At 70.8% G+C, this 26,699-nt stretch carries 22 protein-coding genes; 21 read left to right on the top strand and 1 reads right to left on the bottom strand.

Going from position 1 to position 26,699, the window contains the following annotated elements; translation table 11 throughout:
- The first annotated feature begins 225 nt into the window (after nucleotides 1–225).
- The 16 genes from rsmH to GA0115233_RS03265 all read left to right on the top strand — a co-directional run bounded on the left by rsmH (nucleotide 226) and on the right by GA0115233_RS03265 (nucleotide 17,892).
- A complete protein-coding gene (gene rsmH, locus GA0115233_RS03345; protein WP_093718531.1) occupies nucleotides 226–1,182 on the top strand; it encodes a 16S rRNA (cytosine(1402)-N(4))-methyltransferase RsmH in 957 nt (318 codons plus the stop codon).
- Between the two features lie 21 nt (nucleotides 1,183–1,203).
- On the top strand, nucleotides 1,204–1,686 hold the full coding sequence (locus GA0115233_RS03340) for a septum formation initiator family protein (RefSeq protein WP_093718530.1): 483 nt from the start codon (nucleotides 1,204–1,206) through the stop codon (nucleotides 1,684–1,686).
- A 187-nt stretch (nucleotides 1,687–1,873) separates the two neighbouring features.
- Nucleotides 1,874–3,652, top strand: a complete 1,779-nt coding sequence (locus tag GA0115233_RS03335; RefSeq protein ID WP_284717666.1) for a peptidoglycan D,D-transpeptidase FtsI family protein — start codon at nucleotides 1,874–1,876, stop codon at nucleotides 3,650–3,652.
- 163 nt (nucleotides 3,653–3,815) lie between these two features.
- Nucleotides 3,816–5,336, top strand: coding sequence for a UDP-N-acetylmuramoyl-L-alanyl-D-glutamate--2,6-diaminopimelate ligase (locus GA0115233_RS03330; RefSeq protein ID WP_093718618.1), 1,521 nt, complete (start codon nucleotides 3,816–3,818; stop codon nucleotides 5,334–5,336).
- A gap of 4 nt (nucleotides 5,337–5,340) precedes the next feature.
- The gene (gene murF / locus GA0115233_RS03325; RefSeq protein ID WP_093718528.1) at nucleotides 5,341–6,756 is read left to right on the top strand and encodes a UDP-N-acetylmuramoyl-tripeptide--D-alanyl-D-alanine ligase; all 1,416 of its coding nucleotides are present in this window, start codon (nucleotides 5,341–5,343) and stop codon (nucleotides 6,754–6,756) included.
- A complete protein-coding gene (mraY, locus tag GA0115233_RS03320; RefSeq protein ID WP_093718527.1) occupies nucleotides 6,753–7,826 on the top strand; it encodes a phospho-N-acetylmuramoyl-pentapeptide-transferase in 1,074 nt (357 codons plus the stop codon). Before murF ends, mraY begins: the two co-directional genes overlap by 4 nt.
- Nucleotides 7,808–9,247: a UDP-N-acetylmuramoyl-L-alanine--D-glutamate ligase gene (gene murD, locus GA0115233_RS03315; protein WP_176711627.1), complete on the top strand. Its 1,440-nt coding sequence runs from the start codon at nucleotides 7,808–7,810 to the stop codon at nucleotides 9,245–9,247. Before mraY ends, murD begins: the two co-directional genes overlap by 19 nt.
- Before the next feature lie 98 nt (nucleotides 9,248–9,345).
- A complete protein-coding gene (gene ftsW / locus GA0115233_RS03310) occupies nucleotides 9,346–10,707 on the top strand; it encodes a putative lipid II flippase FtsW (RefSeq protein ID WP_093718525.1) in 1,362 nt (453 codons plus the stop codon).
- 6 nt (nucleotides 10,708–10,713) lie between these two features.
- On the top strand, nucleotides 10,714–11,805 hold the full coding sequence (gene murG, locus GA0115233_RS03305; RefSeq protein WP_093718524.1) for an undecaprenyldiphospho-muramoylpentapeptide beta-N-acetylglucosaminyltransferase: 1,092 nt from the start codon (nucleotides 10,714–10,716) through the stop codon (nucleotides 11,803–11,805).
- Between the two features lie 33 nt (nucleotides 11,806–11,838).
- Nucleotides 11,839–12,633, top strand: coding sequence for a cell division protein FtsQ/DivIB (locus tag GA0115233_RS03300; protein ID WP_093718523.1), 795 nt, complete (start codon nucleotides 11,839–11,841; stop codon nucleotides 12,631–12,633).
- A gap of 288 nt (nucleotides 12,634–12,921) precedes the next feature.
- Entirely contained in the window at nucleotides 12,922–14,112 is a 1,191-nt protein-coding gene (ftsZ, locus tag GA0115233_RS03290; protein ID WP_093718521.1) for a cell division protein FtsZ, read from the top strand.
- Complete coding sequence (pgeF, locus tag GA0115233_RS03285) at nucleotides 14,109–14,837, top strand: peptidoglycan editing factor PgeF (RefSeq protein ID WP_093718520.1); 729 nt, start codon at nucleotides 14,109–14,111, stop codon at nucleotides 14,835–14,837. The genes ftsZ and pgeF overlap by 4 nt, the downstream gene beginning before the upstream one ends.
- 6 nt (nucleotides 14,838–14,843) lie before the next feature.
- Nucleotides 14,844–15,563 (top strand): YggS family pyridoxal phosphate-dependent enzyme, encoded by a 720-nt coding sequence (locus GA0115233_RS03280; RefSeq protein WP_093718519.1) that lies wholly within the window; start codon nucleotides 14,844–14,846, stop codon nucleotides 15,561–15,563.
- Nucleotides 15,564–15,692: 129 nt separating this feature from the next.
- Nucleotides 15,693–16,334, top strand: a complete 642-nt coding sequence (locus tag GA0115233_RS03275; protein WP_093718518.1) for a cell division protein SepF — start codon at nucleotides 15,693–15,695, stop codon at nucleotides 16,332–16,334.
- A gap of 83 nt (nucleotides 16,335–16,417) precedes the next feature.
- Nucleotides 16,418–16,702, top strand: coding sequence for a YggT family protein (locus tag GA0115233_RS03270; RefSeq protein WP_007448661.1), 285 nt, complete (start codon nucleotides 16,418–16,420; stop codon nucleotides 16,700–16,702).
- A gap of 53 nt (nucleotides 16,703–16,755) precedes the next feature.
- Nucleotides 16,756–17,892: a DivIVA domain-containing protein gene (locus tag GA0115233_RS03265; protein WP_093718517.1), complete on the top strand. Its 1,137-nt coding sequence runs from the start codon at nucleotides 16,756–16,758 to the stop codon at nucleotides 17,890–17,892.
- A gap of 172 nt (nucleotides 17,893–18,064) precedes the next feature.
- Here GA0115233_RS03265 and ileS read toward each other — a convergent pair whose 3' ends face one another.
- A complete protein-coding gene (ileS, locus tag GA0115233_RS03260) occupies nucleotides 18,065–21,208 on the bottom strand; it encodes an isoleucine--tRNA ligase (protein ID WP_093718516.1) in 3,144 nt (1,047 codons plus the stop codon).
- 593 nt (nucleotides 21,209–21,801) lie between these two features.
- Here ileS and GA0115233_RS03250 point away from each other — a divergent pair.
- The 5 genes from GA0115233_RS03250 (at nucleotide 21,802) to GA0115233_RS03230 (ending at nucleotide 26,680) form a co-directional block, all read left to right on the top strand.
- Nucleotides 21,802–22,887, top strand: a complete 1,086-nt coding sequence (locus GA0115233_RS03250; RefSeq protein ID WP_093718515.1) for a TraR/DksA family transcriptional regulator — start codon at nucleotides 21,802–21,804, stop codon at nucleotides 22,885–22,887.
- Nucleotides 22,888–22,947: 60 nt separating this feature from the next.
- On the top strand, nucleotides 22,948–23,550 hold the full coding sequence (gene lspA, locus GA0115233_RS03245; protein WP_093718514.1) for a signal peptidase II: 603 nt from the start codon (nucleotides 22,948–22,950) through the stop codon (nucleotides 23,548–23,550).
- A gap of 55 nt (nucleotides 23,551–23,605) precedes the next feature.
- Nucleotides 23,606–24,550 (top strand): RluA family pseudouridine synthase, encoded by a 945-nt coding sequence (locus tag GA0115233_RS03240; protein ID WP_093718513.1) that lies wholly within the window; start codon nucleotides 23,606–23,608, stop codon nucleotides 24,548–24,550.
- Nucleotides 24,547–25,017: a GNAT family N-acetyltransferase gene (locus tag GA0115233_RS03235; protein WP_093718512.1), complete on the top strand. Its 471-nt coding sequence runs from the start codon at nucleotides 24,547–24,549 to the stop codon at nucleotides 25,015–25,017. The genes GA0115233_RS03240 and GA0115233_RS03235 overlap by 4 nt, the downstream gene beginning before the upstream one ends.
- Before the next feature lie 88 nt (nucleotides 25,018–25,105).
- The gene (locus GA0115233_RS03230) at nucleotides 25,106–26,680 is read left to right on the top strand and encodes a Na+/H+ antiporter (protein WP_093718617.1); all 1,575 of its coding nucleotides are present in this window, start codon (nucleotides 25,106–25,108) and stop codon (nucleotides 26,678–26,680) included.
- Nucleotides 26,681–26,699 lie beyond the last annotated feature (19 nt).

Genomic DNA, 26,699 nt, shown 5'->3' with positions numbered 1-26,699 from the left:
GGACTAAAGTGACGCGAAGCGGGAGGCGAGACCTCCCTGCTGGACTGAACTTCCCGTAGGACCCGGCGCGCCCGCCGGAGTTTTCCCCACGTGCGCGGCGCGTACGTACGGCTCGGCCTCCTCCCGCTCCCGGCCGGCTGACGCTTCCGGCGCCGGTCGGCCTCCCCTTCACGAGCGGGCGGGGACCCGGCGGTGCGTACCGCCCGCCGGACCTGAGAGGGCCCCTTGAGCAACAGTCGACATGTCCCGGTGATGCTCCAGCGGTGCCTGGACATGTTGGCCCCCGCCCTCAAGGACCCCGGCGCGGTCGTCGTCGACTGCACCCTCGGGCTCGGCGGCCACAGCGAGGCCCTTCTGCAGCGCTTCCCCGAGGCCCGCCTGGTCGCCCTGGACCGGGACAAGGAGGCCCTGCGCCTGTCCGGCGAGCGACTCGCCCCCTACGGCGAGCGCGCCACGCTCGTCCACGCCGTCTACGACGAACTGCCCGAGGTCCTCGCCCGGCTCGGCATCCCCCGCGTCCAGGGCGTCCTGTTCGACCTCGGCGTCTCCTCCATGCAGCTCGACGAGGCCGACCGCGGCTTCGCCTACGCCCAGGACGCCCCCCTGGACATGCGCATGGACCAGACGACCGGCATCAGCGCCGCCGAGGTCCTCAACACCTACCCCGCCGGTGAACTCGTGCGGATCCTGCGCGCCTACGGCGAGGAGAAGCAGGCCAAGCGGATCGTCGCCGCCATCGTGCGCGAGCGGGAGAAGGAGCCGTTCAGCAACAGCGCGCGGCTGGTGGAGCTGATCCGCGACGCGCTGCCGCAGGCCGCCAAGCGCACCGGCGGCAACCCGGCCAAGCGCACCTTCCAGGCGCTGCGCATCGAGGTCAACGGCGAGCTGTCCGTGCTGGAGCGGGCCATCCCGGCAGCCGTGAAGGCCCTCGCGGTGGGCGGACGGATCGCCGTGCTGTCGTACCACTCGCTGGAGGACCGGCTGGTCAAACAGGTGTTCGCGGCCGGTGCCGCCACCACCGCGCCGCCCGGTCTGCCCGTCGTCCCCGAGCAGTACCAGCCCCGGCTCAAGCTGCTCACCCGCGGTGCCGAACTTCCCACCGAGGAAGAGGTCGCCGAGAACCGCCGGGCCGCGCCGGCGCGTCTTCGGGGAGCGGAGCGCATCAGGGAGGACGTCGAGTGAGCCGTACTCACGGGAGGGCCAGTGAGTAGGAAACCCGAGCTCAAGGGGCGGGCGGCCCGGCTCGCACAGCTCTTTCCGGCGGGGCCCGGGCGGGCCGCCCGTACGCCCTTCGTCCTGCTGGTGGTCCTCCTGCTCGGCGGCGGCCTCATCGGGCTGCTCGTCCTCAACAGCGCGCTCAGCGAGGGCGCCTTCCGGCTCGACGACCTGAAACGGGAGACCAAGAGCCTCACCGACGAGGAACAGGCGCTCCAGCGCGACGTCGACGCCTACTCCGCACCCGACGCCCTCCAGCGCCGCGCCCGCGAACTGGGCATGGTGCCCGGCGGCGACCCCGCCTTCCTCGACCCCGACGGCACCGTCAAGGGCGTCCCCGCCCCGGCCGCCGCCCCGGCCCGCCCGACCAAGGCCCCCGACCCCTTGGTCCTGACCCCCGAGGCATACCCGACGAAGTCGCCGACCCCGACCTCGACGCCGTCCGCGACCCCGACAACCCCCGGCAGGTGACGCACCCGTGGCCGACTCAGGGAAACAACCGCCGCGCCGCCGGGTTCCCGGGCCCGCCAGGCCCGAGCGCGCGGGGAACCGGCGTACTCCCTCGCCCGGCGCACGGCCGGCCAGACGCCCGGCGCGGCCCCGCAGCGCCGCGGCACCGCAGCCGCTCCGGCTGGGCAGCCCCCGGCCCCGGCTGCGCATGGTCGGGCTGGCGCTCACCCTCGTGCTGATCGCCTTCACCGTGCGGCTGCTCCAGGTGCAGGCCGTGGACGCCAGTACGTACGCCGCCAAGGCCGAGAAGAACCGGTACGTCGGCTACACCCTGGCCGCCGAGCGCGGCGGGATCACCGACCGCAACGGCGTGGCGCTCGCGGCCAGTGTGGACGCGTACGACATCACCGCCGACCCCACGATGTTCACGCGCAAGGCGCTCAAGACCGGCGACGGTCCCGAGCAGGCCGCCGCGCTGCTCGCGCCGATCCTCGGCCAGGAGCAGGAGGCACTCACCAGGAAGCTCCGCGCCAAGGGGCAGTACGTGCTGCTCGCCCGGCGGCAGACCCCGCAGGTCTGGAAGCAGATCAAGGACCTCAAGCGCGCACTGGCCACCAAGTCCGAGACCGACCCCGGCACCGTCAACGTCCTGGCCGGCGTCTTCTCCGTCTCCAGCAGCAAGCGGGTGTACCCCAACGGCGACCTCGCCGCCGGGATACTGGGCTGGGTCAACTACGAGGGCAAGGGCGGCGGCGGCGTCGAGGCACAGCTCGACAAGGAGCTGTCCGGCAAGGACGGCAAGATCCGCTACGCCCAGTCCGGCGGGCGCCAGGTGCCGACCGCCGGGTCCACCGAGACCCCCGCGGTGCCCGGCAGCGACGTCGAGCTCACCATCGACCGCGACATCCAGTGGGCCGCGCAGAACGCCATCAGCGAGCAGGTCAAGGAGTCCAAGGCCGACCGCGGCTATGTGATCGTCCAGGACACCCGCACCGGCGAGATCCTCGCCATGGCCAACTCGCCCGGCTTCGACCCCAACGACCTCTCCAAGGCCGACAGCGCCTCCCTGCACAACTGGAGCCTGGAGGACGCCTACGAGCCCGGCTCCACGGCCAAGGTGATGTCGATGGCCGCCGTCCTGGAGGAGGGCGCCGCCACCCCCGAGACGCATGTCGTGGTCCCCAACCGACTGCACCGCGGTGACCGCCTCTTCCGCGACGACATCGACCACGAGACCTGGTACCTGACCCTCAACGGCGTGCTCGCCAAGTCCAGCAACATCGGCACCATCCTGGCCACCGGCCAGCTCGGGAAGACGCAGCAGGAGGCCAACAAGGTCCTCTACTCCTACCTGCGCAAGTTCGGCCTGGGCAGCCACACCGGACTCGGCTTCCCCGGCGAGACCAAGGGCATCCTCGCCCCGCCCGAGGAGTGGTCGACCTCGCAGCAGTACACGATTCCTTTCGGCCAGGGCGTCTCGGTGAACGCGATGCAGGCCGCCTCGGTCTACTCGACCGTCGCCAACGGCGGAGTCCGCGTCGAACCCACCCTGGTCCGCGGCACCAAGGGACCCGACGGGCGCTTCACCCCCGCCCCGAAGCCCGAGAGGACAAGGGTCGTCAGCGCCAAGACGGCGAAGACCCTCGCCCGGATGCTGGAGTCGGTCGTGGACGACCGGGAGGGCACCGGCACCAAGGCGCGCATCCCCGGCTACCGGGTCGCGGGCAAGACGGGTACGGCCAACCGCGTGGATCCGGCCACCGGCAAGTACCACGGCTACACGTCCTCCTTCGCCGGATTCGCCCCCGCCGACCAGCCCCGGATCACCGTCTACTGCGCCATCCAGAACGCCACCAAGGGCAGCTACTTCGGCGGCCAGATCTGCGGCCCCGTCTACAAGCAGGTCATGGAGTTCGCCCTGAAGACCCTCCAGGTCCCCCCGACCGGGGCCGCGCCCGCCAACCTCCCGGTCACCTACAAGCCCTGACCAGCACCGAGCAGCCAGGAACCACCCCGTGACAACGATCACCCCCGACTCCGGGAACCAGGAGCCGTCGGCCCACTCGCTTCGCTCCGAGGCGGGTCAGCCCGGTACGCTCACCGCCGTGCCACACGCTGATCAGTCCCAAACCACCCAGAAGGGCGCACCCGTGACATATCCCGGGCCGCCCCGGCCGGTCCAGCCCTCCGCCACACCCCTCGCGGAGCTCGCCGACCAGCTGGGTGCCACCGAGCCGGACCAGGACGCCGAGGTCACGGGCATCACCCATGACTCGCGCGCCGTCCGCCCCGGCGACCTGTACGCCGCCCTGCCGGGGGCCCGGCTGCACGGCGCCGACTTCGTCGCCCAGGCCGCCGGCCTCGGCGCCGTCGCCGTGCTCACCGACCCCACCGGCGCCGACCGCGCCGCCGTCACCGGCCTGCCCGTCCTGGTCGTCGACGACCCGCGCGGGCAGATGGGCGAACTGGCGGCCACCATCTACGGCCACCCCGGCCGGGACCTGCTCCAGATCGGCATCACCGGCACCTCCGGCAAGACCACCACCGCCTACCTCGTCGAGGGCGGCCTGAAGACCGTCCGCTCCACCGGCCTGATCGGCACCGTGGAGATGCGCATCGGCGAGGAGCGCATCAAGTCCGAGCGCACCACGCCCGAGGCCACCGACCTGCAGGCCCTGTTCGCCGTCATGCGCGAGCGCGGCGTCGAGGCGGTCGCCATGGAGGTCTCCAGCCACGCGCTGGTCCTCGGCCGGGTCGACGGCTGCGTCTTCGACATCGCAGTCTTCAACAACCTCAGCCCGGAACACATGGAGTTCCACTCCGACATGGAGGACTACTTCCGGGCCAAGGCGCAGCTGTTCACGCCCGAGCGCAGCAAACGCGGCGTGGTCAACCTCGACGACGAGTACGGGCGCAGGCTCGTGAAGGAAGCCACCGTCCCCGTCGTCACCTTCTCCGCCGAGGGCCACCCCGACGCCGACTGGCGCGCCGAGGACGTCAAGGTCGGCCCGATGGACTCCACGTTCACCGTGGTCAGCCCCAAGGGCGAGCGGATCGCCGCCCGTTCCCCGCTGGCCGGTCCGTTCAACGTGGCCAACACCCTGGCCGCCGTGGTCGCCCTGGCCGAGGCGGGCCTCGACCCGCAGGCCGCCGCCGACGGCATCGCCGCCGTTCCGGGCGTGCCGGGGCGGCTGGAGCGGGTGGACGCGGGCCAGCCGTATCTCGCGGTCGTGGACTACGCCCACAAGACCGACGCCGTCGAATCGGTCCTGCGCGCCCTGCGCAAGGTCACCGAGGGCAAGCTGCACATCGTGCTCGGCTGCGGGGGCGACCGGGACAGCACCAAGCGCGCGCCGATGGGCGCCGCCGCCGCCCGGCTCGCCGACACCGCCGTACTGACCTCCGACAACCCCCGCTCCGAGGACCCCCTCGCGATCCTCGCCACCATGCTCCAGGGCGCGGCCTCCGTGCCCCGGCACGAGCGCGGCGAGGTCCAGGTCTTCGAGGACCGGGCCGCCGCCATCGCCGCCGCCGTGGCCCGCGCACAGCCCGGCGACACCGTGCTGGTCGCGGGCAAGGGCCACGAGCAGGGCCAGGACATCGCCGGGGTGGTGCGTCCCTTCGACGACCGCCAGGTGCTCCGCGAAGCCATTCAGCAGACCCAGGGATGAACTTGTGATCGCCCTCTCTCTCGCCGAGATCGCAGAAGTCGTCGGCGGGCAGACGTACGACATACCGGATCCGTCCGTCCAGGTCACCGGACCAGTCGTCCGGGACTCCCGTGAGGCCGTCCCCGGCAGCCTCTTCGTCGCCTTCGTCGGCGAGCGCGTCGACGGCCACGACTTCGCCGCCGCGGTCGTCGAGGCGGGCGCGGTGGCCGTACTGGCCTCGCGGCCCGTCGGCGTGCCCGCGATCGTCGTGGACGACGTCCAGACCGCCCTCGGAGCCCTCGCCCGGCACGTCGTCGCCAAGCTCGGCACCACCCTTGTGGCGCTCACCGGCTCGGCCGGCAAGACCAGCACCAAGGACCTGGTCGCCCAGGTGCTCCGGCGCAAGGCGCCGACCGTGTTCACGCCCGGCTCGCTCAACAACGAGATCGGGCTGCCGCTCACCGCGCTCAGCGCCACCGAGGAAACCCGCTTCCTGGTGCTGGAGATGGGCGCCCGCGGGCTTGGCCACATCCGCTACCTCACCGGGCTCACCCCGCCCCGCGTCGGCCTGGTGCTCAACGTCGGCACCGCCCACATCGGCGAGTTCGGCGGCCGCGAGCAGATCGCCGAGGCCAAGGGCGAACTCGTCGAGGCGCTGCCCGCCGAGGCGGACGGCGGTGTCGCGGTCCTCAACGCCGACGACCCCTTGGTACGGGCCATGGCCGCCCGAACGAAGGCGAAGGTGCTCCTTTTCGGAGAGTCCGACGAAGCGGACGTTCGCGCCGAGAACGTGCGACTCACGGACAGCGGACAGCCCTCCTTCATGCTTCACACACCCTCCGGTGCAAGCGAAGTGACCATGCGCCTGTACGGTGAGCACCACGTGTCGAACGCGCTCGCCGCGGCCGCCGTCGCCCACGAGCTGGGCATGTCCGCGGAAGAGATCGCCACCGCGCTCTCCGAGGCGGGCTCCCTCTCCCGCTGGCGGATGGAGGTCACCGAGCGCCCGGACGGCGTGACGGTCGTCAACGACGCCTACAACGCGAACCCCGAGTCCATGCGAGCCGCCCTGCGCGCGCTCGCGGCGATGGGCAAGGGGCGGCGGACCTGGGCGGTGCTCGGCAAGATGGCCGAGCTCGGGGACGAGGCGCTCGCCGAGCACGACGCGGTCGGACGGCTCGCCGTCCGGCTCAACGTCAGCAAGCTCGTCGCGGTCGGGGGCAGGGAAGCGTCCTGGCTGCAACTGGGCGCATATAACGAGGGTTCGTGGGGTGAGGAGTCGGTGCACGTGTCCGACGCACAGGCGGCGGTCGACCTGTTGCGCAGCGAGTTGCGCCCGGGGGACGTCGTGCTCGTGAAGGCGTCCCGGTCGGTCGGCCTGGAGAGCGTGGCGCAGGCGCTCATCGAGACCGGTGCCGAGGGTGAGGTTGCCGCCCGATGATGAAGCAGATCCTGTTCGCAGGAGTCATTGGCCTCTTCCTGACACTGATCGGCACACCGCTGCTGATCAAGCTGCTCGCCCGCAAGGGCTACGGCCAGTACATCCGGGACGACGGCCCGCGCGAGCACGCCAGCAAGCGCGGTACGCCCACGATGGGCGGTATCGCCTTCATCCTGGCGACCGTCGCGGCCTACTTCCTGTCGAAGCTCATCACCGGCAAGCCGCCGACGTACTCCGGTGTGCTGGTGCTCGGCCTGATGGTCGGCATGGGTCTGGTCGGCTTCCTCGACGACTACATCAAGATCGTCAAGCGGCGTTCGCTGGGTCTGCGGGCCAAGGCGAAGATGGCCGGACAGCTGCTCGGCGGTATCGCCTTCGCGGTGCTCTCACTGCAGTTCGAGGACGTCCGCGGCAACGCCCCGGCCTCCACCAAGCTGTCGTTCATCACGGACTTCGGCTGGACCATCGGCCCGGTGCTGTTCGTGGTCTGGGCGCTGTTCATGATCCTCGCGATGTCGAACGGCGTGAACCTCACCGACGGTCTCGACGGCCTCGCCACCGGCGCCTCCGTCCTGGTCTTCGGCGCCTACACCTTCATCGGTGTGTGGCAGTACCAGGAGTCCTGCGCCAACGCGCAGACCCTGACCAACCCGGGCGCCTGCTACGAGGTCCGCGACCCGCTCGACCTCGCGGTGGTCTCCGCCGCGCTGATGGGCGCCTGCCTCGGCTTCCTGTGGTGGAACACCTCGCCCGCCAAGATCTTCATGGGTGACACCGGCTCGCTGGCGCTCGGCGGTGTCCTCGCCGGCCTCGCCATCTGCTCCCGCACCGAGCTGCTGCTCGCCATCCTCGGCGGCCTGTTCGTGCTGATCACCATGTCGGTGGTCATCCAGGTCGGCTCCTTCCGGCTCACCGGCAAGCGCGTCTTCCGGATGGCACCGCTCCAGCACCACTTCGAACTCAAGGGCTGGTCCGAGGTGCTCGTGGTGGTCCGGTTCTGGATCATCCAGGGCATCTGCGTGATCGTCGGCCTCGGCATCTTCTACGCGGGATGGGCAGCGGACAAGTGACCTCCTCGGGGCCCGAAGACTTCCAGGGCAAGCACATCACCGTCGCCGGGCTCGGCGTCTCCGGCGTCCCGGCCGCCAAGGTGCTGCACGCGCGCGGCGCGATCGTCACCGTCGTCAACGACGGCGACGACGCCCGCGCGCGCGAACAGGCCGCGGAACTCCAGGAGCTGGGCGTCACCGTCCGCCTCGGCGACGGCGCCACCCTGCCCGAGGGCACCGAACTCGTCGTCACCGCGCCCGGCTGGCAGCCGGACAAGCCCCTCTTCGAGGCGGCCCGCGCCGCCGGTGTGGAGATCTGGGGCGACGTCGAACTCGCCTGGCGGCTGCGCGGTCCCGACGCCCCGCCGTGGCTCGCCGTTACCGGCACCAACGGCAAGACCACCACCGTGCAGATGCTCGCCTCCATCCTCAAGGCGGCGGGCCTGCGCACGGCGGCGGTCGGCAACATCGGCGTCTCCGTGCTGGACGCGGTCCTCGGCGACGAGCAGTACGACGTCCTCGCCGTCGAACTCTCCAGCTACCAGCTGCACTGGGCGCCCTCCCTGCGCGCCCACTCCGCCGCGGTCCTCAACCTCGCCCCGGACCACCTCGACTGGCACGGCTCCATGGAGGCGTACGCCGCCGACAAGGGCCGTATCTACGAGGGCAATCGCGTCGCCTGCGTCTACAACGTCGCCGACAAGGCGACCGAGGACCTGGTGCGCGAGGCGGACGTCGAGGAGGGCTGCCGGGCCATCGGGTTCACCCTCGGCACCCCCGGCCCCTCCCAACTCGGCGTCGTCGAGGGCATCCTGGTCGACCGCGCCTTCGTGGAGAACCGGCACAAGAACGCCCAGGAGCTGGCCGAGGTCTCCGACGTCACCCCGCCCGCCCCGCACAACATCGCCAACGCCCTTGCCGCGGCGGCCCTCGCCCGCGCCTTCGGCGTCCCCGCCAAGGCCGTACGGGACGGGCTGCGGGCCTTCACCCCGGACGCCCACCGCATCGCGCACGTGGCGGACGTGGCCGGGGTCGCCTACGTCGACGACTCCAAGGCCACCAACACCCACGCCGCGGAAGCCTCGTTGGCCGCCTACGAGTCCATCGTGTGGATCGCCGGCGGACTGGCCAAGGGCGCCACCTTCGACGAACTGGTCAGCAAGTCGGCGAAGCGGCTGCGCGGTGTCGTCCTGATCGGCGCCGACCGGGCCCTGATCCGCGAAGCGCTCGCGCGACACGCCCCGCAAGTGCCCGTCGTCGACCTCGACCGGACCGACACTGGGGCGATGCTCGCGGCGGTCCGGGAGGCCCAGCGGCTCGCCACCGAGGGCGACACGGTGCTGCTGGCCCCGGCGTGCGCCTCGATGGACATGTTCGCCAACTACAACAAGCGCGGCGACGCGTTCGCGGAAGCGGTCCGCGAACTCGCGGCCGGCGCCTGACGGAGGGTCTCGGCCGCTTAGGGTGCTTCGGGACCCACTAAGGGACGGGGTGACTCGGATGTGGCTCGGGATCGGCGGTCGGGTGCGAGGAGCCGGTGATGTCCAGTAGCCGTACGGGGCGTCCTCCCCTTCAGCGGACCGGCCGCCGCCCCACTGCGACCCGCACCCCGCGCGAGAACCCGGTCCGCCGGCTGTACCTGCGCGCCAAGCGGGCCTGGGACCGGCCGCTGACCGCGTACTACCTGATCCTCGGCGGCAGTCTGCTGATCACCGTGCTCGGTCTGGTGATGGTCTACTCGGCCTCCCAGATCACGGCGCTGCAGATGTCGCTGCCGGGCTCGTACTTCTTCCGCAAGCAGCTGCTGGCCGCCGCGATCGGCGCCGGACTGCTGCTCGCCGCCTCCCGGATGCCCATCAAACTGCACCGGGCGCTGGCCTATCCGATCCTCGCGGGCGCCGTCTTCCTGATGGCCCTGGTGCAGGTGCCCGGGATAGGAGTCGCGGTCAACGGCAACCAGAACTGGATCTCCGTCGGCGGCCCCTTCCAGCTCCAGCCCAGCGAGTTCGGCAAGCTGGCGCTGGTGCTGTGGGGCGCGGACCTGCTCGCCCGCAAGCAGGACAAGAAGCTGCTGATCCAGTGGAAGCACATGCTGGTGCCACTGGTCCCGGTCGCCTTCATGCTGCTCGGACTGATCATGCTCGGCGGCGACATGGGCACCGCGATCATCCTCACCGCGATCCTGTTCGGCCTGCTGTGGCTGTCGGGCGCGCCGACCCGGCTGTTCGTGGCGGTGCTGTCGGTCGCCGGACTGATCGGGCTGATCCTCATCAAGACCAGCCCGAACCGGATGGCCCGCCTGCAGTGCCTGGCCGCCACCGACCCCGGGCCCGGCGACGCCTGCTGGCAGGCGGTGCACGGGATCTACGCGCTCGCCTCCGGCGGGATCTTCGGTTCCGGGCTCGGGGCGAGTGTGGAGAAATGGGGACAACTGCCCGAAGCCCACACCGACTTCATCTTCGCCGTCACCGGTGAGGAACTGGGCCTGGCGGGGACGCTGTCGGTGCTCGCCCTGTTCGCGGCTCTAGGCTATGCGGGTATCCGCGTGGCCGGACGTACGGAAGACCCGTTCGTGAGGTATGCCGCGGGAGGCGTGACCACCTGGATCACCGCTCAGGCGGTGATCAACATCGGTGCGGTGCTCGGTCTGCTGCCGATCGCCGGTGTCCCCCTCCCGCTGTTCTCCTACGGAGGGTCGGCCCTGCTGCCGACCATGTTCGCCATCGGGCTGCTGATCGCCTTCGCACGTGACGAGCCCGCTGCGCGGGCGGCGCTTTCGATGCGGCAACCCCGCTTTGGTAGAAAGCGGGGTGCCGGGGGTTCCGCTGCCACCAGGGAACCCCGGAGATGGAACACGATGCGACGGCGCGCCTCGGCGGCGCGTTCGTCCGGAGAGCGGTGAATTTCGGTGCATGTCGTACTCGCCGGCGGAGGAACCGCGGGCCACATCGAGCCCGCGCTCGCCCTCGCGGACGCCCTGCGCAGGCAGGACCCCACCGTGGGCATCACGGCCCTGGGCACGGAACGGGGCCTGGAGACCAAGCTCGTCCCGCAGCGCGGCTACGAGCTGGCGCTGATCCCGGCCGTCCCGCTGCCCCGTAAGCCCACCCCCGAGCTGATCACCGTCCCGGGCCGGCTACGCGGCACCATCAAGGCCGCCGAGCAGATCCTGGAGCGCACCAAGGCGGACGCCGTGGTCGGCTTCGGCGGCTACGTCGCGCTGCCCGGCTACCTGGCCGCCAAGCGCCTCGGCGTGCCGATCGTGATCCACGAGGCCAACGCCCGCCCCGGTCTGGCCAACAAGATCGGCTCGCGGTACGCGGCCCGGGTCGCCGTCTCCACCCCGGACAGCAAGCTGCGCGACGCCCGCTACATCGGCATCCCGCTGCGCCGCTCCATCGCCACCCTGGACCGGGCCGCGGTACGCCCCGAGGCCCGCGCCGCGTTCGGCCTGGACCCCAACCTGCCCACGCTGCTCGTCTCCGGCGGCTCCCAGGGCGCCCGGCGCCTGAACGAGGTCGTCCAGCAGGTCGCGCCCTATCTCCAGCAGGCCGGAATCCAGATCCTGCACGCGGTCGGCCCGAAGAACGAACTGCCGCACGTCCAGCAGATGCCGGGAATGCCCCCGTACATCCCGGTAAGTTACCTGGACCGGATGGACCTCGCGTACGCCGCGGCCGACATGATGCTCTGCCGCGCGGGCGCGATGACCGTCGCCGAACTCTCCGCCGTCGGACTCCCGGCCGCCTATGTCCCGCTGCCCATCGGCAACGGCGAACAGCGGCTCAACGCCCAGCCGGTGGTCAAGGCCGGCGGCGGACTGCTGGTCGACGACGCGGACCTCACCCCCGAGTGGGTGCAGCACAACGTCCTGCCCGTGCTCGCCGATCCGCACCGGCTGTACGAGATGTCCCGCGCCGCAAGCGAGTTCGGCCGCCGGGACGCCGACGACCTGCTCGTCGGCATGGTGTACGAGGCGATCGCCTCGCACCGTCGGTAGGACCGTATGACCGTATGACGGAGGGCAGGCAGCGTGGCCGGATCGACGACCGCCGAGCGCGGGGAACGTCAGCAGCAGTCGTCCGGCCCGCCCCCCGCCCGGCGGGTACGGCCGCCACGACTTCGTACGATCATCATCCTCGCTGTCTGTCTCACGCTCCTCGGGGCGGGCGGCGGCTGGGTGTTGTACGGCTCCGACTGGCTGCGCGTGGAGCGCGTGACGGTCTCCGGAACCCGGGTGCTCACCCCCGAGCAGGTGCGCGAGGCCGCCGAGGTGCCGGTGGGCTCGCCGTTGGTCTCCGTCGACACCGACGCCATCGAGGCGCGCCTGCGGCGTGAACTGCCGCGTATCGACACGGTGGACGTGAGCCGTTCCTGGCCGGACGGAATCGGGCTGAAAGTCGCCGAGCGCACCGCGGTACTGGTGGTGCGAAAAGGCGGGAAATTCGTCGAAGTGGACAAGAAAGGCGTCCGTTTCGCCACGGTTTCCGTGGCTCCCAAGGGAGTTCCCGCGCTGGAATTGAGGCTCGCCCGGTCCGGGACCGCCGCGGCCAGTCTGCGCCGCTTCGGCGAGCGGCGGCTGGCGCGCGAGGCGGTCCGGGTCGCCGCCGCCCTCCCGGAGGCCGTCTCCCGGCTCACCCGGAGCGTCAAGGTCCGTTCCTACGACGCCATCTCGCTGGAGCTGACCGACGGCCGCACCGTCGACTGGGGCAGCTCCGAGAAGGGCGCGGCGAAGGCTCGCACACTCACGGCTCTGATGAAAGCCTCCCCGGACGCACGGCACTTCGATGTGAGTGTTCCCACCGCCCCTGCGTCAGCGGGGAGTTGACGCACATCCGCGCAGGCCAGCACCCTGGTTGGGCAGCGACACGGCTGATCACATAGGGTGAAAAGAAAAACGGGAGGTTCGGCGTGTTCGTTGAACGGGCGCCACTTGTCGACTTAGTGTCCTGTTCAGAAGACTCCAAGGAACAGACACATTGGTAACCCTAAACTTCAGGGTTAGGGTTCGGGTCGGCGCTACGGACCGTCCCATTCGGCATCAGTCGTCCGGATCGCGAGGCAGTAAGGCCCCGACGGTTCGGCGACACGTAACTCGAGGCGAGAGGCCTTCGACGTGGCAGCACCGCAGAACTACCTCGCAGTCATCAAAGTCATCGGTGTCGGCGGCGGTGGTGTCAATGCCATCAACCGGATGATCGAGGTCGGTCTCAAGGGCGTCGAGTTCATCGCCATCAACACTGACGCACAGGCGCTGTTGATGAGCGACGCCGACGTCAAGCTCGACGTCGGCCGTGAACTCACCCGCGGACTCGGCGCCGGAGCCAACCCGGCCGTCGGCCGCAAGGCCGCCGAGGACCACCGCGAGGAGATCGAGGAGGTCCTCAAGGGGGCCGACATGGTCTTCGTGACGGCCGGTGAAGGCGGCGGCACCGGCACCGGCGGCGCGCCCGTCGTGGCCAACATCGCACGCTCCCTGGGCGCCCTCACCATCGGCGTGGTCACCCGCCCGTTCACCTTCGAGGGACGGCGCCGGGCCAACCAGGCCGAGGACGGCATCGCCGAACTCCGCGAAGAGGTCGACACCCTCATCGTCATCCCCAACGACCGGCTGCTGTCCATCTCGGACCGCCAGGTCTCGGTACTGGACGCCTTCAAGTCGGCCGACCAGGTCCTGCTCTCCGGTGTCCAGGGCATCACCGACCTGATCACCACCCCCGGTCTGATCAACCTCGACTTCGCCGACGTCAAGTCGGTCATGTCCGAGGCCGGTTCGGCCCTGATGGGCATCGGCTCGGCCCGCGGCGACGACCGCGCGGTGGCCGCGGCCGAGATGGCGATCTCCTCCCCGCTGCTGGAGGCGTCCATCGACGGCGCCCGCGGGGTGCTGCTCTCCATCTCCGGCGGCTCCGACCTCGGCCTGTTCGAGATCAACGAGGCGGCCCAGCTGGTCAGCGAGGCGGCCCACCCCGAGGCCAACATCATCTTCGGCGCGGTCATCGACGACGCCCTCGGCGACGAGGTGCGGGTCACCGTGATCGCGGCCGGGTTCGACGGCGGCCAGCCGCCCGCCAAGCGGGACAACATCCTCGGCTCGTCCTCCGCCAAGCGCGAGGAGCCGACCCCGGTACGGCAGCCCGAGAGCCGTCCGTCCTTCGGCTCGCTCGGCAGCGTCACACCGAAGGAGGACCCGGCGCCCGCCCCCGAGCCGGTCGCCGACCTCCCGGCCTCCCCGCCGGTCCCGCCGTCCCGCACCTACGCGGACAGCCCCGCCGAGGAGCTGGACGTGCCGGACTTCCTGAAGTGATAGGACAGCGCGAAACCGTGAACGGCGCGCACTTCGCCTTCACCGACAGGTGGGGCGGGGTGAGCGCCGTTCCGTACGAGGAGCTCAATCTCGGCGGCGCCGTCGGCGACGACCCGGGCGCGGTACGGAGCAATCGCGAGCTGGCGGCCAAGTCGCTCGGGATCGACCCGGACCGGGTGGTCTGGATGAACCAGGTGCACGGCGACGCCGTCGCCGTGGTCGACGGACCCTGGGGCGGGCGGCCGGTGCCGGAGGTCGATGCGATCGTGACCGCCGAGTCCGGACTCGCCCTCGCCGTCCTCACCGCCGACTGCACCCCGGTCCTGCTCGTCGACCCGGTGGCACGTGTAGCCGCCGCGGCTCACGCGGGCCGTCCCGGCATGGTCGCCGGGGTCGTCCCGGCCGCGGTGCGCGCGATGACGGAACTGGGTGCCGAACCGTCCCGGATTGTCGCCCGCACCGGACCCGCGGTGTGCGGCCGGTGCTACGAGGTGCCCGAGGAGATGCGCGCCGAGGTGTCCGCCGTCGAGCCGGCCGCGTACGCCGAGACGAGCTGGGGCACTCCGGCGGTCGACGTGACCGCGGGGGTGCACGCGCAGCTCGGCCGGCTCGGGGTGCGCGACCGGGAGCGGTCGCCGGTGTGCACGCGCGAATCGGGCGACCACTTCTCGTACCGCCGCGACCGGACCACGGGTCGGCTCGCGGGCTATGTCTGGCTGGACTGATAGGGCATGACGGAACGTAAGGACCAACTCGCAGCGAACCTGGCGAAAGTGGAGGAGCGCATCGCCGCGGCCTGCGCTTCCGCGGGACGCAAGCGCGAGGAGGTGACCCTGATCGTGGTCACCAAGACCTATCCCGCGAGCGATGTGCGCATCCTGTCGGGGCTGGGCGTGCGGCACGTCGCCGAGAACAAGGACCAGGACGCGGCACCCAAGGCCGCCGAATGTTCGGATCTGCCCCTTACTTGGCACTTTGTGGGTCAGTTGCAGACCAACAAGGTGCGGTCCGTGGTCGGTTACGCGGATCTCGTGCAGTCCGTCGACCGGGCCAGGCTGGTGGCGGCCCTGTCGAAGGAGGCCGTGCGGGCGGAGCGCGAGGTGGGGTGCCTGATCCAGGTCGCGCTGGACGCGGGGGAGAAGGAGCGGGGGGACCGCGGCGGCGTGGCCCCCGGCGGGATCGGGGAGTTGGCCGATCTCGTCGCGGAGGCTCCGGGGCTGAGGCTTGACGGACTGATGACCGTCGCACCTCTGACCGGGGAGTACGCGGGACGTGAACGGGCGGCGTTCGAGCGGTTGATGGATTTGTCGACTGACCTGCGCCGAGCCCATCCGGCTGCGAACATGGTCTCGGCAGGAATGAGTGCGGACCTCGAACAGGCCGTGGCGGCCGGGGCGACACATGTACGCGTCGGCAGCGCGGTACTCGGAGTCCGCGCGAGGCTCGGGTAACGTCGCCAGGAAGTCGGACCACAGCAGAAAATATGGTCATTACCGCTGAAGAGCGGTTGTAACGACCTCGTGGATCGCGGGCACTTGGCAGTAGTCAGTCGATCCACCACAGAGCGGAGGACTCAGAGCATGGCCGGCGCGATGCGCAAGATGGCGGTCTACCTCGGCCTCGTGGAGGACGATGGGTACGACGGCCGCGGTTTTGACCCCGACGACGACTTCGAGCCCGAACTCGACCCGGAGCCCGAGCGGGACCACCGGCCGCACGAGCGGTCGCACCAGTCCCACGGTGCACATCAGTCACAAAGGGACGAATCGGTACGAGTCGTGCAGCCCTCGACGCCCCGGGACCCGGTGCCTCATTCCGCTTCGCTAGCCGCGGAATCGGGGCGCCCGGCGCGGATCGCGCCCGTGGCGTCCATCACACAAGAACGTCAGAGCCTGGAGAAGAACGCGCCGGTGATCATGCCCAAGGTCGTGTCGGAACGAGAGCCGTACCGGATCACCACGCTTCACCCGCGGACCTACAACGAGGCCCGTACCATCGGGGAACACTTCCGTGAGGGCACCCCGGTGATCATGAATCTCACTGAGATGGATGACACAGATGCCAAGCGACTTGTCGACTTTGCGGCGGGTTTGGTGTTTGGTCTTCACGGCAGCATCGAGCGGGTGACGCAGAAGGTGTTCCTGTTGTCGCCTGCTAACGTCGATGTCACGGCGGAGGACAAGGCCCGCATCGCAGAGGGCGGGTTCTTCAACCAGAGCTGAGACGCACAACCGGATAAAGCAGTACAAGAGTCACAACCGCAGTACCGCAGCAGCACGGAAACAGGGGAGAGGGAAGCAAGGACATGAGCGTGGTCCTGGATGTCGTCTACATCGCGCTGATGTGCTTCCTCATCGTGCTGATCTTCCGGTTGGTCATGGACTATGTCTTCCAGTTCGCCCGCTCGTGGCAACCCGGCAAGGCGATGGTGGTCGTTCTGGAGGCCACCTACACTGTCACTGATCCACCGCTCAAGCTTCTGCGGCGGTTCATTCCGCCGCTGCGTCTCGGGGGCGTGGCGCTCGACCTGTCCTTCTTCGTACTGATGATCATCGTCTACATCCTGATCTCGATCGTGAGCCGGCTGTGAGCGATGTGAACTACCGTCTTGCCGAATGCCGACGACTACGTTGAGGTGAAGAGATGCCGTTGACCCCCGAGGACGTGCGGAACAAGCAGTTCACGACCGTCCGCCTCCGAGAAGGCTATGACGAGGACGAGGTCGATGCCTTCCTCGACGAGGTCGAAGCCGAACTGACCCGCCTGCTCCGCGAGAACGAGGACCTGCGCGCCAAGCTGGCCGCGGCCACGCGCGCGGCCGCGCAGAACCAGCAGAACATGCGCAAGCCTCCGGAGCAGCCGCAGGACCAGCAGCAGGGCGGTATGCCGCAGCAGGGCGGCATGCCCCAGCAGGGCATGCGAGGACCCGGCGCTCCGGTGCCGGCCGGCATATCGGGCCCGCCGCAGCAGCAGATGGGTGGCCCCATGGGTGGCCCGCCCCAGCTGCCGAGCGGTGCCCCGCAGCTGCCCGCCGGTCCCGGCGGTCAGGGCGGTCCGCAGGGTCCCGGCCCGATGGGCCAGGGTCCCGGTCCGATGGGTCAGCCCCCGATGCAGCAGCAGATGGGCGGTCCGATGGGCGGCCCCATGGGCGGTCCGATGGGCGGCCCCGGTCAGGGCCCCGGTGGCGACAGCGCCGCCCGTGTCCTCTCGCTGGCTCAGCAGACCGCCGACCAGGCGATCGCCGAGGCCCGTTCCGAGGCCAACAAGATCGTGGGCGAGGCGCGTTCGCGTGCCGAGGGTCTGGAGCGCGACGCCCGTGCCAAGGCCGACGCGCTGGAGCGGGACGCGCAGGAGAAGCACCGCGTCGCGATGGGCTCCCTGGAGTCCGCCCGCGCCACGCTGGAGCGCAAGGTCGAGGACCTGCGCGGCTTCGAGCGCGAGTACCGCACCCGCCTGAAGTCCTACCTGGAGTCCCAGCTGCGCCAGTTGGAGACCCAGGCCGACGACTCGCTGGCCCCGCCGCGCACCCCGGCCACCGCCTCCCTGCCGCCGTCCCCGGCGCCCTCGATGGCCCCGGCCGGTGCGGGTGCCCCGTCCTACGGCGGCAACCAGGGCATGGGCAGCGGTCCTGCTCCGGCGGCCCCCTCCTACGGCGGCCAGCAGCAGATGTCCCCGGCGATGACCCAGCCGATGGCGCCGGTGCGCCCGCAGGGTCCGTCCCCGATGGGCCAGGCTCCCTCGCCGATGCGCGGGTTCCTGATCGACGAGGACGACAACTAGACGGCCAGTAGTACGCCGTAGGCGTCGGCAGCGTTCAAGGGGCGAGCCCTGGACTTCGGTCCGGGGCTCGCCCCTTTTACCCGCGTTGACGCATGGCACCCGCCGTTGACGCATCGCACCTGCGCAAAGGGCCCGGCCTCCGAACGGAGACCGGGCCCTGGTGTGCCTCAGGTCACGCCTTGCGCAGCCGGAAGGTCAGCGACAGACCCTCGTCGGTGAACGGCTCGCCGTAGCCGCCGTCCGCCTCGCCCTGGGCGAAGTCCGTGGCGAGGACCTCGTCGGCGATGAGGCCGGAGTGCTCGGTCAGTGCCTCCACCGTCGCCGGGTCCGTGGACTGCCAGCGCAGCGCGATCCGGTCGGCCACGTCCAGGCCGCTGTTCTTGCGGGCCTCCTGGATCAGGCGGATCGCGTCACGGGCCAGGCCAGCCCGGCGCAGCTCGTCGGTGATCTCCAGGTCCAGGGCGACCGTCGCGCCCGAGTCGGACGCCACCGACCAGCCCTCGCGCGGGGTCTCGGTGATGATCACCTCGTCCGGGGCGAGGCTGATCGTCTCCCCGTCGACCTCGACCGACGCCGTGCCCTCGCGCAGCGCCAGCGACAGCGCGGCCGCGTCCGCGTTCGCGACGGCCTTGGCCACGTCCTGCACCCGCTTGCCGAACCGCTTGCCCAGCGCCCGGAAGTTGGCCTTCGCGGTGGTGTCCACCAGCGAGCCGCCGACCTCGGAGAGGGACGCCAGCGATGTGACGTTCAACTCCTCGGTGATCTGCGTGTGCAGCTCCTTGTCGAGGCCTTCGAAGCCCGCCGCGGCGACCAGGGCCCGCGACAGCGGCTGGCGCGTCTTGACACCGGACTCCGCGCGCGTGGCACGGCCCAGCTCCACGAGCCGCCGCACCAGCACCATCTGCTTGGACAGCTCCGGGTCGATGGCGGTGAGGTCCGCCTCCGGCCAGGAGGCCAGGTGCACCGACTCCGGGGCGCCCGGGGTGACCGGCACGACCAGGTCCTGCCAGACCCGCTCGGTGATGAACGGGGTCAGCGGCGCCATCAGCTTGGTGACCGTCTCCACGACCTCGTGCAGGGTGCGCAGCGCGGCCTTGTCGCCCTGCCAGAAGCGGCGGCGCGAGCGGCGGACGTACCAGTTGGACAGGTCGTCGACGAACGCGGACAGCAGCTTGCCGGCGCGCTGGGTGTCGTAGGACTCCAGAGCCTGCGTCACCTGGTCGGTGAGCGCGTGGAGTTCGGACAGCAGCCAGCGGTCCAGCAGCGGGCGGTCGGCCGGGGCCGGGTCGGCCTCGGACGGCGCCCACTCGGACGTACGGGCGTACAGGGCCTGGAAGGCGACCGTGTTCCAGTACGTGAGGAGCGTCTTGCGGACGACCTCCTGGATGGTGCCGTGGCCGACCCGGCGGGCCGCCCACGGGGAACCGCCGGCCGCCATGAACCAGCGCACCGCGTCCGCGCCGTGCTGATCCATCAGCGGGATCGGCTGCAGGATGTTGCCCAGGTGCTTGGACATCTTGCGGCCGTCCTCGGCGAGGATGTGGCCGAGGCAGACCACGTTCTCGTACGAGGACTTGTCGAAGACGAGCGTGCCGACCGCCATCAGCGTGTAGAACCAGCCGCGGGTCTGGTCGATGGCCTCGCAGATGAACTGCGCCGGGTAACGGGCCTCGAACAGCTCCTTGTTCTTGTACGGGTAGCCCCACTGCGCGAACGGCATCGAGCCCGAGTCGTACCAGGCGTCGATGACCTCCGGCACGCGCGTGGCCGTCTTCCCGCAGCCGTCGTGACGGCAGGCGAAGGTGACCTCGTCGATGTACGGGCGGTGCGGGTCGAGGTCCGACTGGTCGGTGCCGGTCAGCTCGGTCAGCTCCGCGCGGGAGCCGACGCAGGTGAGGTGGTCGTCCTCGCAGCGCCAGATCGGCAGCGGGGTGCCCCAGTAGCGGTTGCGGGACAGCGCCCAGTCGATGTTGTTGTTCAGCCAGTCGCCGTAGCGGCCGTGCTTGACCGTGTCCGGGAACCAGTTGGTGTTCTCGTTCTCCTGGAGGAGGCGGTCCTTGATCGCGGTGGTGCGGATGTACCAGGACGGCTGCGCGTAGTAGAGGAGCGCGGTGTGGCAGCGCCAGCAGTGCGGGTAGCTGTGCTCGTACGGGATGTGCCGGAAGAGCAGACCGCGCTGCTGGAGGTCCTCGGTGAGCCGTTCGTCCGCCTTCTTGAAGAAGACGCCGCCGACCAGGGGGACGTCCTCCTCGAAGGTGCCGTCGGGGCGGACCGGGTTCACCACGGGCAGACCGTAGGAGCGGCAGACCTTCAGGTCGTCCTCACCGAAGGCGGGGGACTGGTGGACCAGACCGGTGCCGTCCTCGGTGGTGACGTACTCGGCGTTGACCACGTAGTGGGCCTCGGCCGGGAACTCCACCAGCTCGAAGGGGCGCTGGTACGTCCAGCGTTCCATCTCGGCACCGGTGAAGGACCGGCCGGTGGTCTCCCAGCCCTCGCCGAGGGCCTTGGCGAGCAGCGGCTCGGCGACGACCAGCTTCTCCTCGCCGTTGGTCGCCACCGCGTAGGTCACCTCGGGGTGGGCGGCGACGGCGGTGTTGGAGACCAGCGTCCAGGGGGTCGTCGTCCACACCAGCAGGGCGGCCTCGCCCGCGAGCGGACCGGAGGTGAGCGGGAAACGGACGTACACGGACGGGTCGACGACCGTCTCGTAGCCCTGGGCCAGCTCGTGGTCGGACAGGCCGGTGCCGCAGCGCGGGCACCACGGGGCGACGCGGTGGTCCTGGACCAGCAGGTCCTTGTTGAAGATCTCCTTCAGCGACCACCACACGGACTCCACGTACTCGGGGTCCATCGTGCGGTACGCGTCGTCCAGGTCGACCCAGTAGCCCATGCGGGTCGTCAGCTCGGCGAAGGCGTCGGTGTGCCGGGTCACGGACTCGCGGCACTTGGCGTTGAACTCGGCGATGCCGTACGCCTCGATGTCCTGCTTGCCGGAGAAGCCCAGCTCCTTCTCGACCGCCAGCTCCACCGGCAGGCCGTGGCAGTCCCAGCCCGCCTTGCGGGCCACGTGGTAGCCGCGCATGGTGCGGAAGCGGGGGAAGACGTCCTTGAAGACGCGGGCCTCGATGTGGTGGGCGCCGGGCATGCCGTTCGCGGTGGGCGGGCCCTCGTAGAACACCCACTCGGGGCGGCCCTCGGACTGCTCCAGGCTCTTGGCGAAGATCTTCTGCTCGCGCCAGAAATCGAGCACCGCGTGCTCCAGCGCGGGCAGGTCGACCTGGGCGGGTACCTGGCGGTACGTCGGCTTTGTCATCAGCGAGCTTCCTCCGGCGGACTTGCTGCCTTCCGTCCGGAGGGACGAGAGCTACGTCTTTCGTTGCGCCGGCTGCGGCGCGCTCCCGCGGTACCACCCTCCTTGGCCCGCCGATGCCGGGTACGGCTCGGTGAGCCCCCTCATTGGGGTCGCGATGCCGGTTCTACTCGCCCGCGCGGGCTTTCTTCCGGCGGCTCCGGGGTGATCTTCACGTCGCGCTCGCCCCCGGGCTCCCACCGTCCCCGGGTCGCTCTGGGCTGCGTACGCCGCTACTCGTCCCCATCCACGCTTTTCGCTCCGCCCAGTGTACGGCGCCGCGGGGACAGCGGCCGACCGATTTACGGGAGGCCCGAGGAGGGGGCCGGGGGCGGGTCGGGTGACCCGAACAGCGCTGCACGGGTGTTCGCATTCTGGGACGGTCCCCGGCGCGGATTACCCGGCGGGGAGCTGGGCACAACGGATGCAGATCGGCCACGCGGTATGCGCGAGGCGGGCGAATCGGGCGGTGTGCCCCATTGCCGCGGGACTGAAGTCGATTTATCGTCCCAGCACGATTCGCGAGCAAGATCACAATATGTGAAGGGGCCGCGGCCATGGTGGCGAAGAAGACCGCCGTACAGCAGTCGGCGTCCGGCAGGTCCACGAAGGCCACGGGCGGTGCGGCCAAGGATCCGAGCGCGAAGAAGAGCACACACACGGGGACCGCGGGCCGAGCCAAGGAAGCGAAGCCGGTGAAGACCGTGCGGGGGGATGCCGCCGGGGCGGCCGGGGAGGAGACGGCGCCGAAGAAGACGACGAAGAAGGCCGCGAAGACGGCGGCGAAGTCGGCCGCGGCGGGAGAGAGCGCGGCGAAGAAGACCGCCACGGCCAAAAGGGCCACGGCGAAGAAGACCACGGCGAAGCAGACCACGGCGAAGAAGACCACGGCGAAGAAGACCACGACGGCGGCGAAGTCCGCGGCCGCGCAGAAGACCGCGGAGCAGGAGGCCGCCGTGCACAAGACCGCGGCGAAGAAGACGCCGGCGAAGAAGACGCCGGCGAAGAGGACGCCGGCGAAGAAGACCGCGGCCGACGGTGCGGCCGGCAAGAAGGCGGTGGCCGGGAAGGCCCCGGCCAAGAAGAGCACCTCCAAGAAGAGCGCGACCAAGACGACCAAGGTGGGCGCGGCCGAGGCCGCGGAGCAGACGGGAGCCACGACAGTGGTTGCGAAGAAGACTCCTGGCACGGCCACGGCGGCCAAGACCGCCGTTCCCAAGGCGCGCGTCGCCGCGGCGGTGGAGCCGGGCGAGCTCCCCGTACGCCCCGGTGAGGACCCCTGGACCCCCGAGGAGGTCGAGGAGGCCCGCGCGGAGCTGCTCTCCGAGGGGGAGCGGCTCAGGGAGGAGATCACCTCCTCCGAGCAGTCCCTGGCCGGTCTGATGCGGGACTCCGGCGATGGCGCCGGGGACGATCAGGCCGACACCGGCACGAAGAACATCACGCGGGAGCACGAGCTGGCGCTGGCCGCCAACGCGCGGGAGATGCTCACCCAGACCGAGCGCGCCCTGGAGCGGCTGGACGCGGGCACCTACGGGCTCTGCGAGAGCTGCGGCAACCCCGTCGGCAAGGCCCGTATGCAGGCCTTCCCGCGCGCGACGCTGTGCGTGGAGTGCAAGCAGAAGCAGGAACGCCGGTACTGAGGGCCCGGTCGGGCGTGTCGTACCCTCGTCCTCATCAAGTACCTAGGTTGAGGGACTCACGTGGCAGAGGCGGAGCGCATCATCGGTACTCCGGATTCCCCGGACGGGGCTGAGGCCGAGCAGCCGGAGCGGTCATCCGGTCCGCAGGGACAGGAGGGCGACCAGGCGCGCCCGAAGGGCAGGCGCCGGATCGCCGTGCTGTTCACGGTCGCGGCCTTCGCCTACGTGATCGACCTGGTCAGCAAGATGATCGTGGTGGCGAAGCTGGAGCACCACGAGCCGATCGAGATCATCGGGGACTGGCTGAAGTTCGAGGCGATCCGCAACGCGGGCGCCGCCTTCGGCTTCGGCGAGGCCTTCACCGTGATCTTCACGGTGATCGCCGCCGCCGTGATCGTGGTGATCGCCCGGCTCGCCCGCAAGCTCTACAGCCTGCCCTGGGCCATCGCCCTCGGCCTGCTGCTGGGCGGTGCGCTGGGCAACCTCACCGACCGGATCTTCCGCTCGCCGGGCGTCTTCGAGGGCGCGGTCGTCGACTTCATCGCGCCCAAGCACTTCGCCGTGTTCAACCTTGCGGACTCGGCGATCGTGTGCGGCGGCATCCTGATCGTGCTGCTGTCGTTCAAGGGGCTCGACCCGGACGGCACCGTCCACAAGGACTGAGCCCGGCGCTCAGGGCGCGGTCCGGACTGTCTCACCCGTCCGGCATACTCGACGGGTGAGCACGATTCCCGAGATCCGTACCCTGCCCGTGCCCGACGGCCTGGAGGGCGAGCGCGTCGACGCCGCCATCTCCCGGATGTTCGGCTTCTCCCGTACCAAGGCCGCGGAGCTCGCCGCGGCGGGCAAGGTGCTGGTCGACGGCACGGTGGTCGGCAAATCCGAGCGGGTGCGCGGCGGTGCCTGGCTGGAGGTCGAGATGCCGCAGGCGCCCGCGCCGGTGCGGGTGGTCGCCGAGCCGGTCGAGGGCATGGAGATCGTGCACGACGACGATGACGTGGTCGTGATCGTCAAGCCGGTCGGGGTCGCCGCGCACCCGTCGCCGGGCTGGACCGGGCCGACCGTCATCGGCGGGCTGGCCGCCGCCGGGTACCGGATCTCCACGTCCGGCGCCGCCGAGCGGCAGGGCATCGTGCACCGGCTCGACGTGGGCACCTCCGGCCTGATGGTGGTCGCCAAGTCCGAGTACGCGTACACGTCGCTCAAGCGCCAGTTCAAGGAGCGCACGGTCGACAAGCGGTACCACACGCTGGTCCAGGGCCACCCGGACCCGACCAGCGGCACCATCGACGCGCCCATCGGACGGCACCCCAACCACGACTACAAGTGGGCGGTCACCGCCGACGGCAAGCCGTCCGTGACCCACTACGACCTCATCGAGGCGTTCCGCGCGGCCTCGCTGCTGGACGTGAAGCTGGAGACCGGGCGCACCCACCAGATCCGCGTCCACATGTCCGCCCACCGCCACCCCTGCGTCGGTGACCTCACCTACGGCGCCGACCCCACCCTCGCCAAGCGGCTGAAGCTCACCCGGCAGTGGCTGCACGCGGTGCGCCTCGGCTTCGAGCACCCCGGGGACGGGCAGTGGGTGGAGTTCTCCTGCGACTACCCGGACGACCTCCAGCAGGCCCTGGACCAGGTGCGCGAGGAGACCTACGGATGAGCCCCGCGCCGTACAGGGTGCGGGTCGCCGAGGAGGCCGCTGACCGTGAGGCGTGCTTCGCGGTGCGCCGGGAGGTCTTCTGCGGCGAGCAGGGCGTGCCCGAGGAGTTGGAGTACGACGCCTACGACGCCGTCGCGGTGCATGTGCTCGCCGTCCGGGAGGACGGGGTGCCGCTCGGCGCGGGCCGCCTGCTGTACGGCGAGGCCGCCGCGTCCAAGGTCGACGGCGACCCCTCGGTGGGCTCGCTGGGCCGGCTCGCGGTGACCAAGGCGGCGCGCGGCCTCGGCATCGGCGCCGCCCTGGTGCGGGCCATCGAGGACGCGGCACGCGCGCGTGGCCTGACGGCGGTGGACCTGCACGCCCAGACCCACGCCCTCGGTTTCTACGAGCGGCTCGGGTACGTGGCGTACGGCCCGGAGTTCGCGGACGCGGGCATGCCGCACCGGGCGATGCGGCGCGAGGTCTAGCACTCGGCGCCGAGCACGCTGGTCAGGGGCGGGGCGTGGCAGGCTTGGGGGTTGTCCCGTGGCCGCCTACCCCGCCGGAGCGCTGACCGTGGATCAGTTGGCCCTGTTGTTCGTGCTGTTGCTCGGGGCCGTGGTGAGCGTCCCCGTGGGCGCGCGGTTCGGATTGCCGGCGCCGGTGCTGATGACGCTGCTCGGCATCGTGCTGGCGCTGCTGGAGTTCGTGCCCAATGTCGAGGTGCCGCCCGATCTGATCCTGCCGCTGTTGCTGCCGCCCCTGCTGTACGCGGCGGTGCGGCGGACCTCGTGGCGGCAGTTCGCCGCCAATGTGCGGCCCATCCTGTTGCTGGCCGTGGCGCTGGTGTTCGTGACCATGCTGTCCGTGGCCGCCGTCGCGCAGGCGATCATCCCCGGTCTGCCGATCGCCGCCGCCTTCGCGCTCGGCGCCCTGGTGGCGCCGCCCGACCCGGTGGCCGCCACCGCGGTCGCCGGTCAGCTGGGCCTGCCGCGCCGGCTGGTGTCGATCCTGGAGGGGGAGGGCCTGTTCAACGACGTCACCGCGATCGTGCTGTACCACGTGGCCATCGCGGCCGTCGTCAGCGGCTCGTTCTCCTTCTGGGAGGCCGGTCTGCAGTTCGTGCTCTCCGCCGTGCTCGCCCTGGTCGTGGGGCTGGGCCTGGGCTGGGGCGCGAACCGGCTGATGGACCTGCTCGACGACCCCACCCTCCAGATCGGCCTGACCCTGCTGGTCCCGTACGCCTCGTACGTACTGGCCGAGGAACTGCACGCGTCCGGGGTGCTGGCCGTGCTGACCACCGCGCTGTTCCTCGCCGAGTACGCCACCGACGCCGACGACGTGATGACCCGGCTCGCCGGACACACGGTCTGGGACGTCGTCGACACCCTCGTCACCGGTGTGGCCTTCGGACTGATCGGACTCGAACTGCACAACGCCGTGCGCACCGCCTCCGGCAGGTGGGGCGAGATGCTCGGCTGGGCGGCGGCCGTCACGGCCGTGGTGATCCTCGTACGGCTGGCGTGGCTGCTGCCCGCGACCTGGCTGACCAAGCGGATGCACGCCCGCAAGGTCCACGACGAGGACATCCCGACGACCTGGCGGGAGACCGTCGTCATGTGGTGGTCGGGGATGCGCGGCGTGGCGTCCGTGGCGCTGGCCCTGGCGATCCCGCTGACCGTGGACGACGGGTCGCCCTTCCCCGACCGGGACGAGATCGTCTTCATCGCGTTCGGGGTGATCATGGGAACCCTGGTGCTCCAGGGTCTGACCCTGCCGTGGCTGGTGAAGCGGCTGGGGGTGCGGGCGGACACCGCGCGCGAGAAGGAGTTCGAGAAGGCGCTTGCCACCCGGGCCGCCAAGGCCGCCAAGCGGCGGCTGCGGGAGATCGAGGCCGTGGAGGAACTCCCGGAGGAACTGGCCGAGGTCATGATGCGCCGGGCCTTCGACATCGGGCTGCGGATCTCCCCGGACATCGGGGACGAGGAGCGCCGCGAGGCACACCGCAGGGTCAAGCAGATCCGCGGCATCGAGCGGGAGCTGCTCAGCGCCGCCCGGCACGAGGTGCTGGCGGCGCGCAGCGAGCCCGGGGCCGATCCGGAGATCGTGGACCGGGTGCTGCGCCACTTGGACGTGCGCAGCCTGCGGTGAGCGCCCCCGCCGCCCCCCG

The sequence above is a fragment of the Streptomyces sp. DI166 genome, from assembly GCF_900091315.1.
In the GTDB taxonomy this organism is placed as follows: Bacteria; Actinomycetota; Actinomycetes; order Streptomycetales; family Streptomycetaceae; genus Streptomyces; species Streptomyces fuscus.
This window is presented reverse-complemented; position numbering and strand designations above follow the sequence as displayed.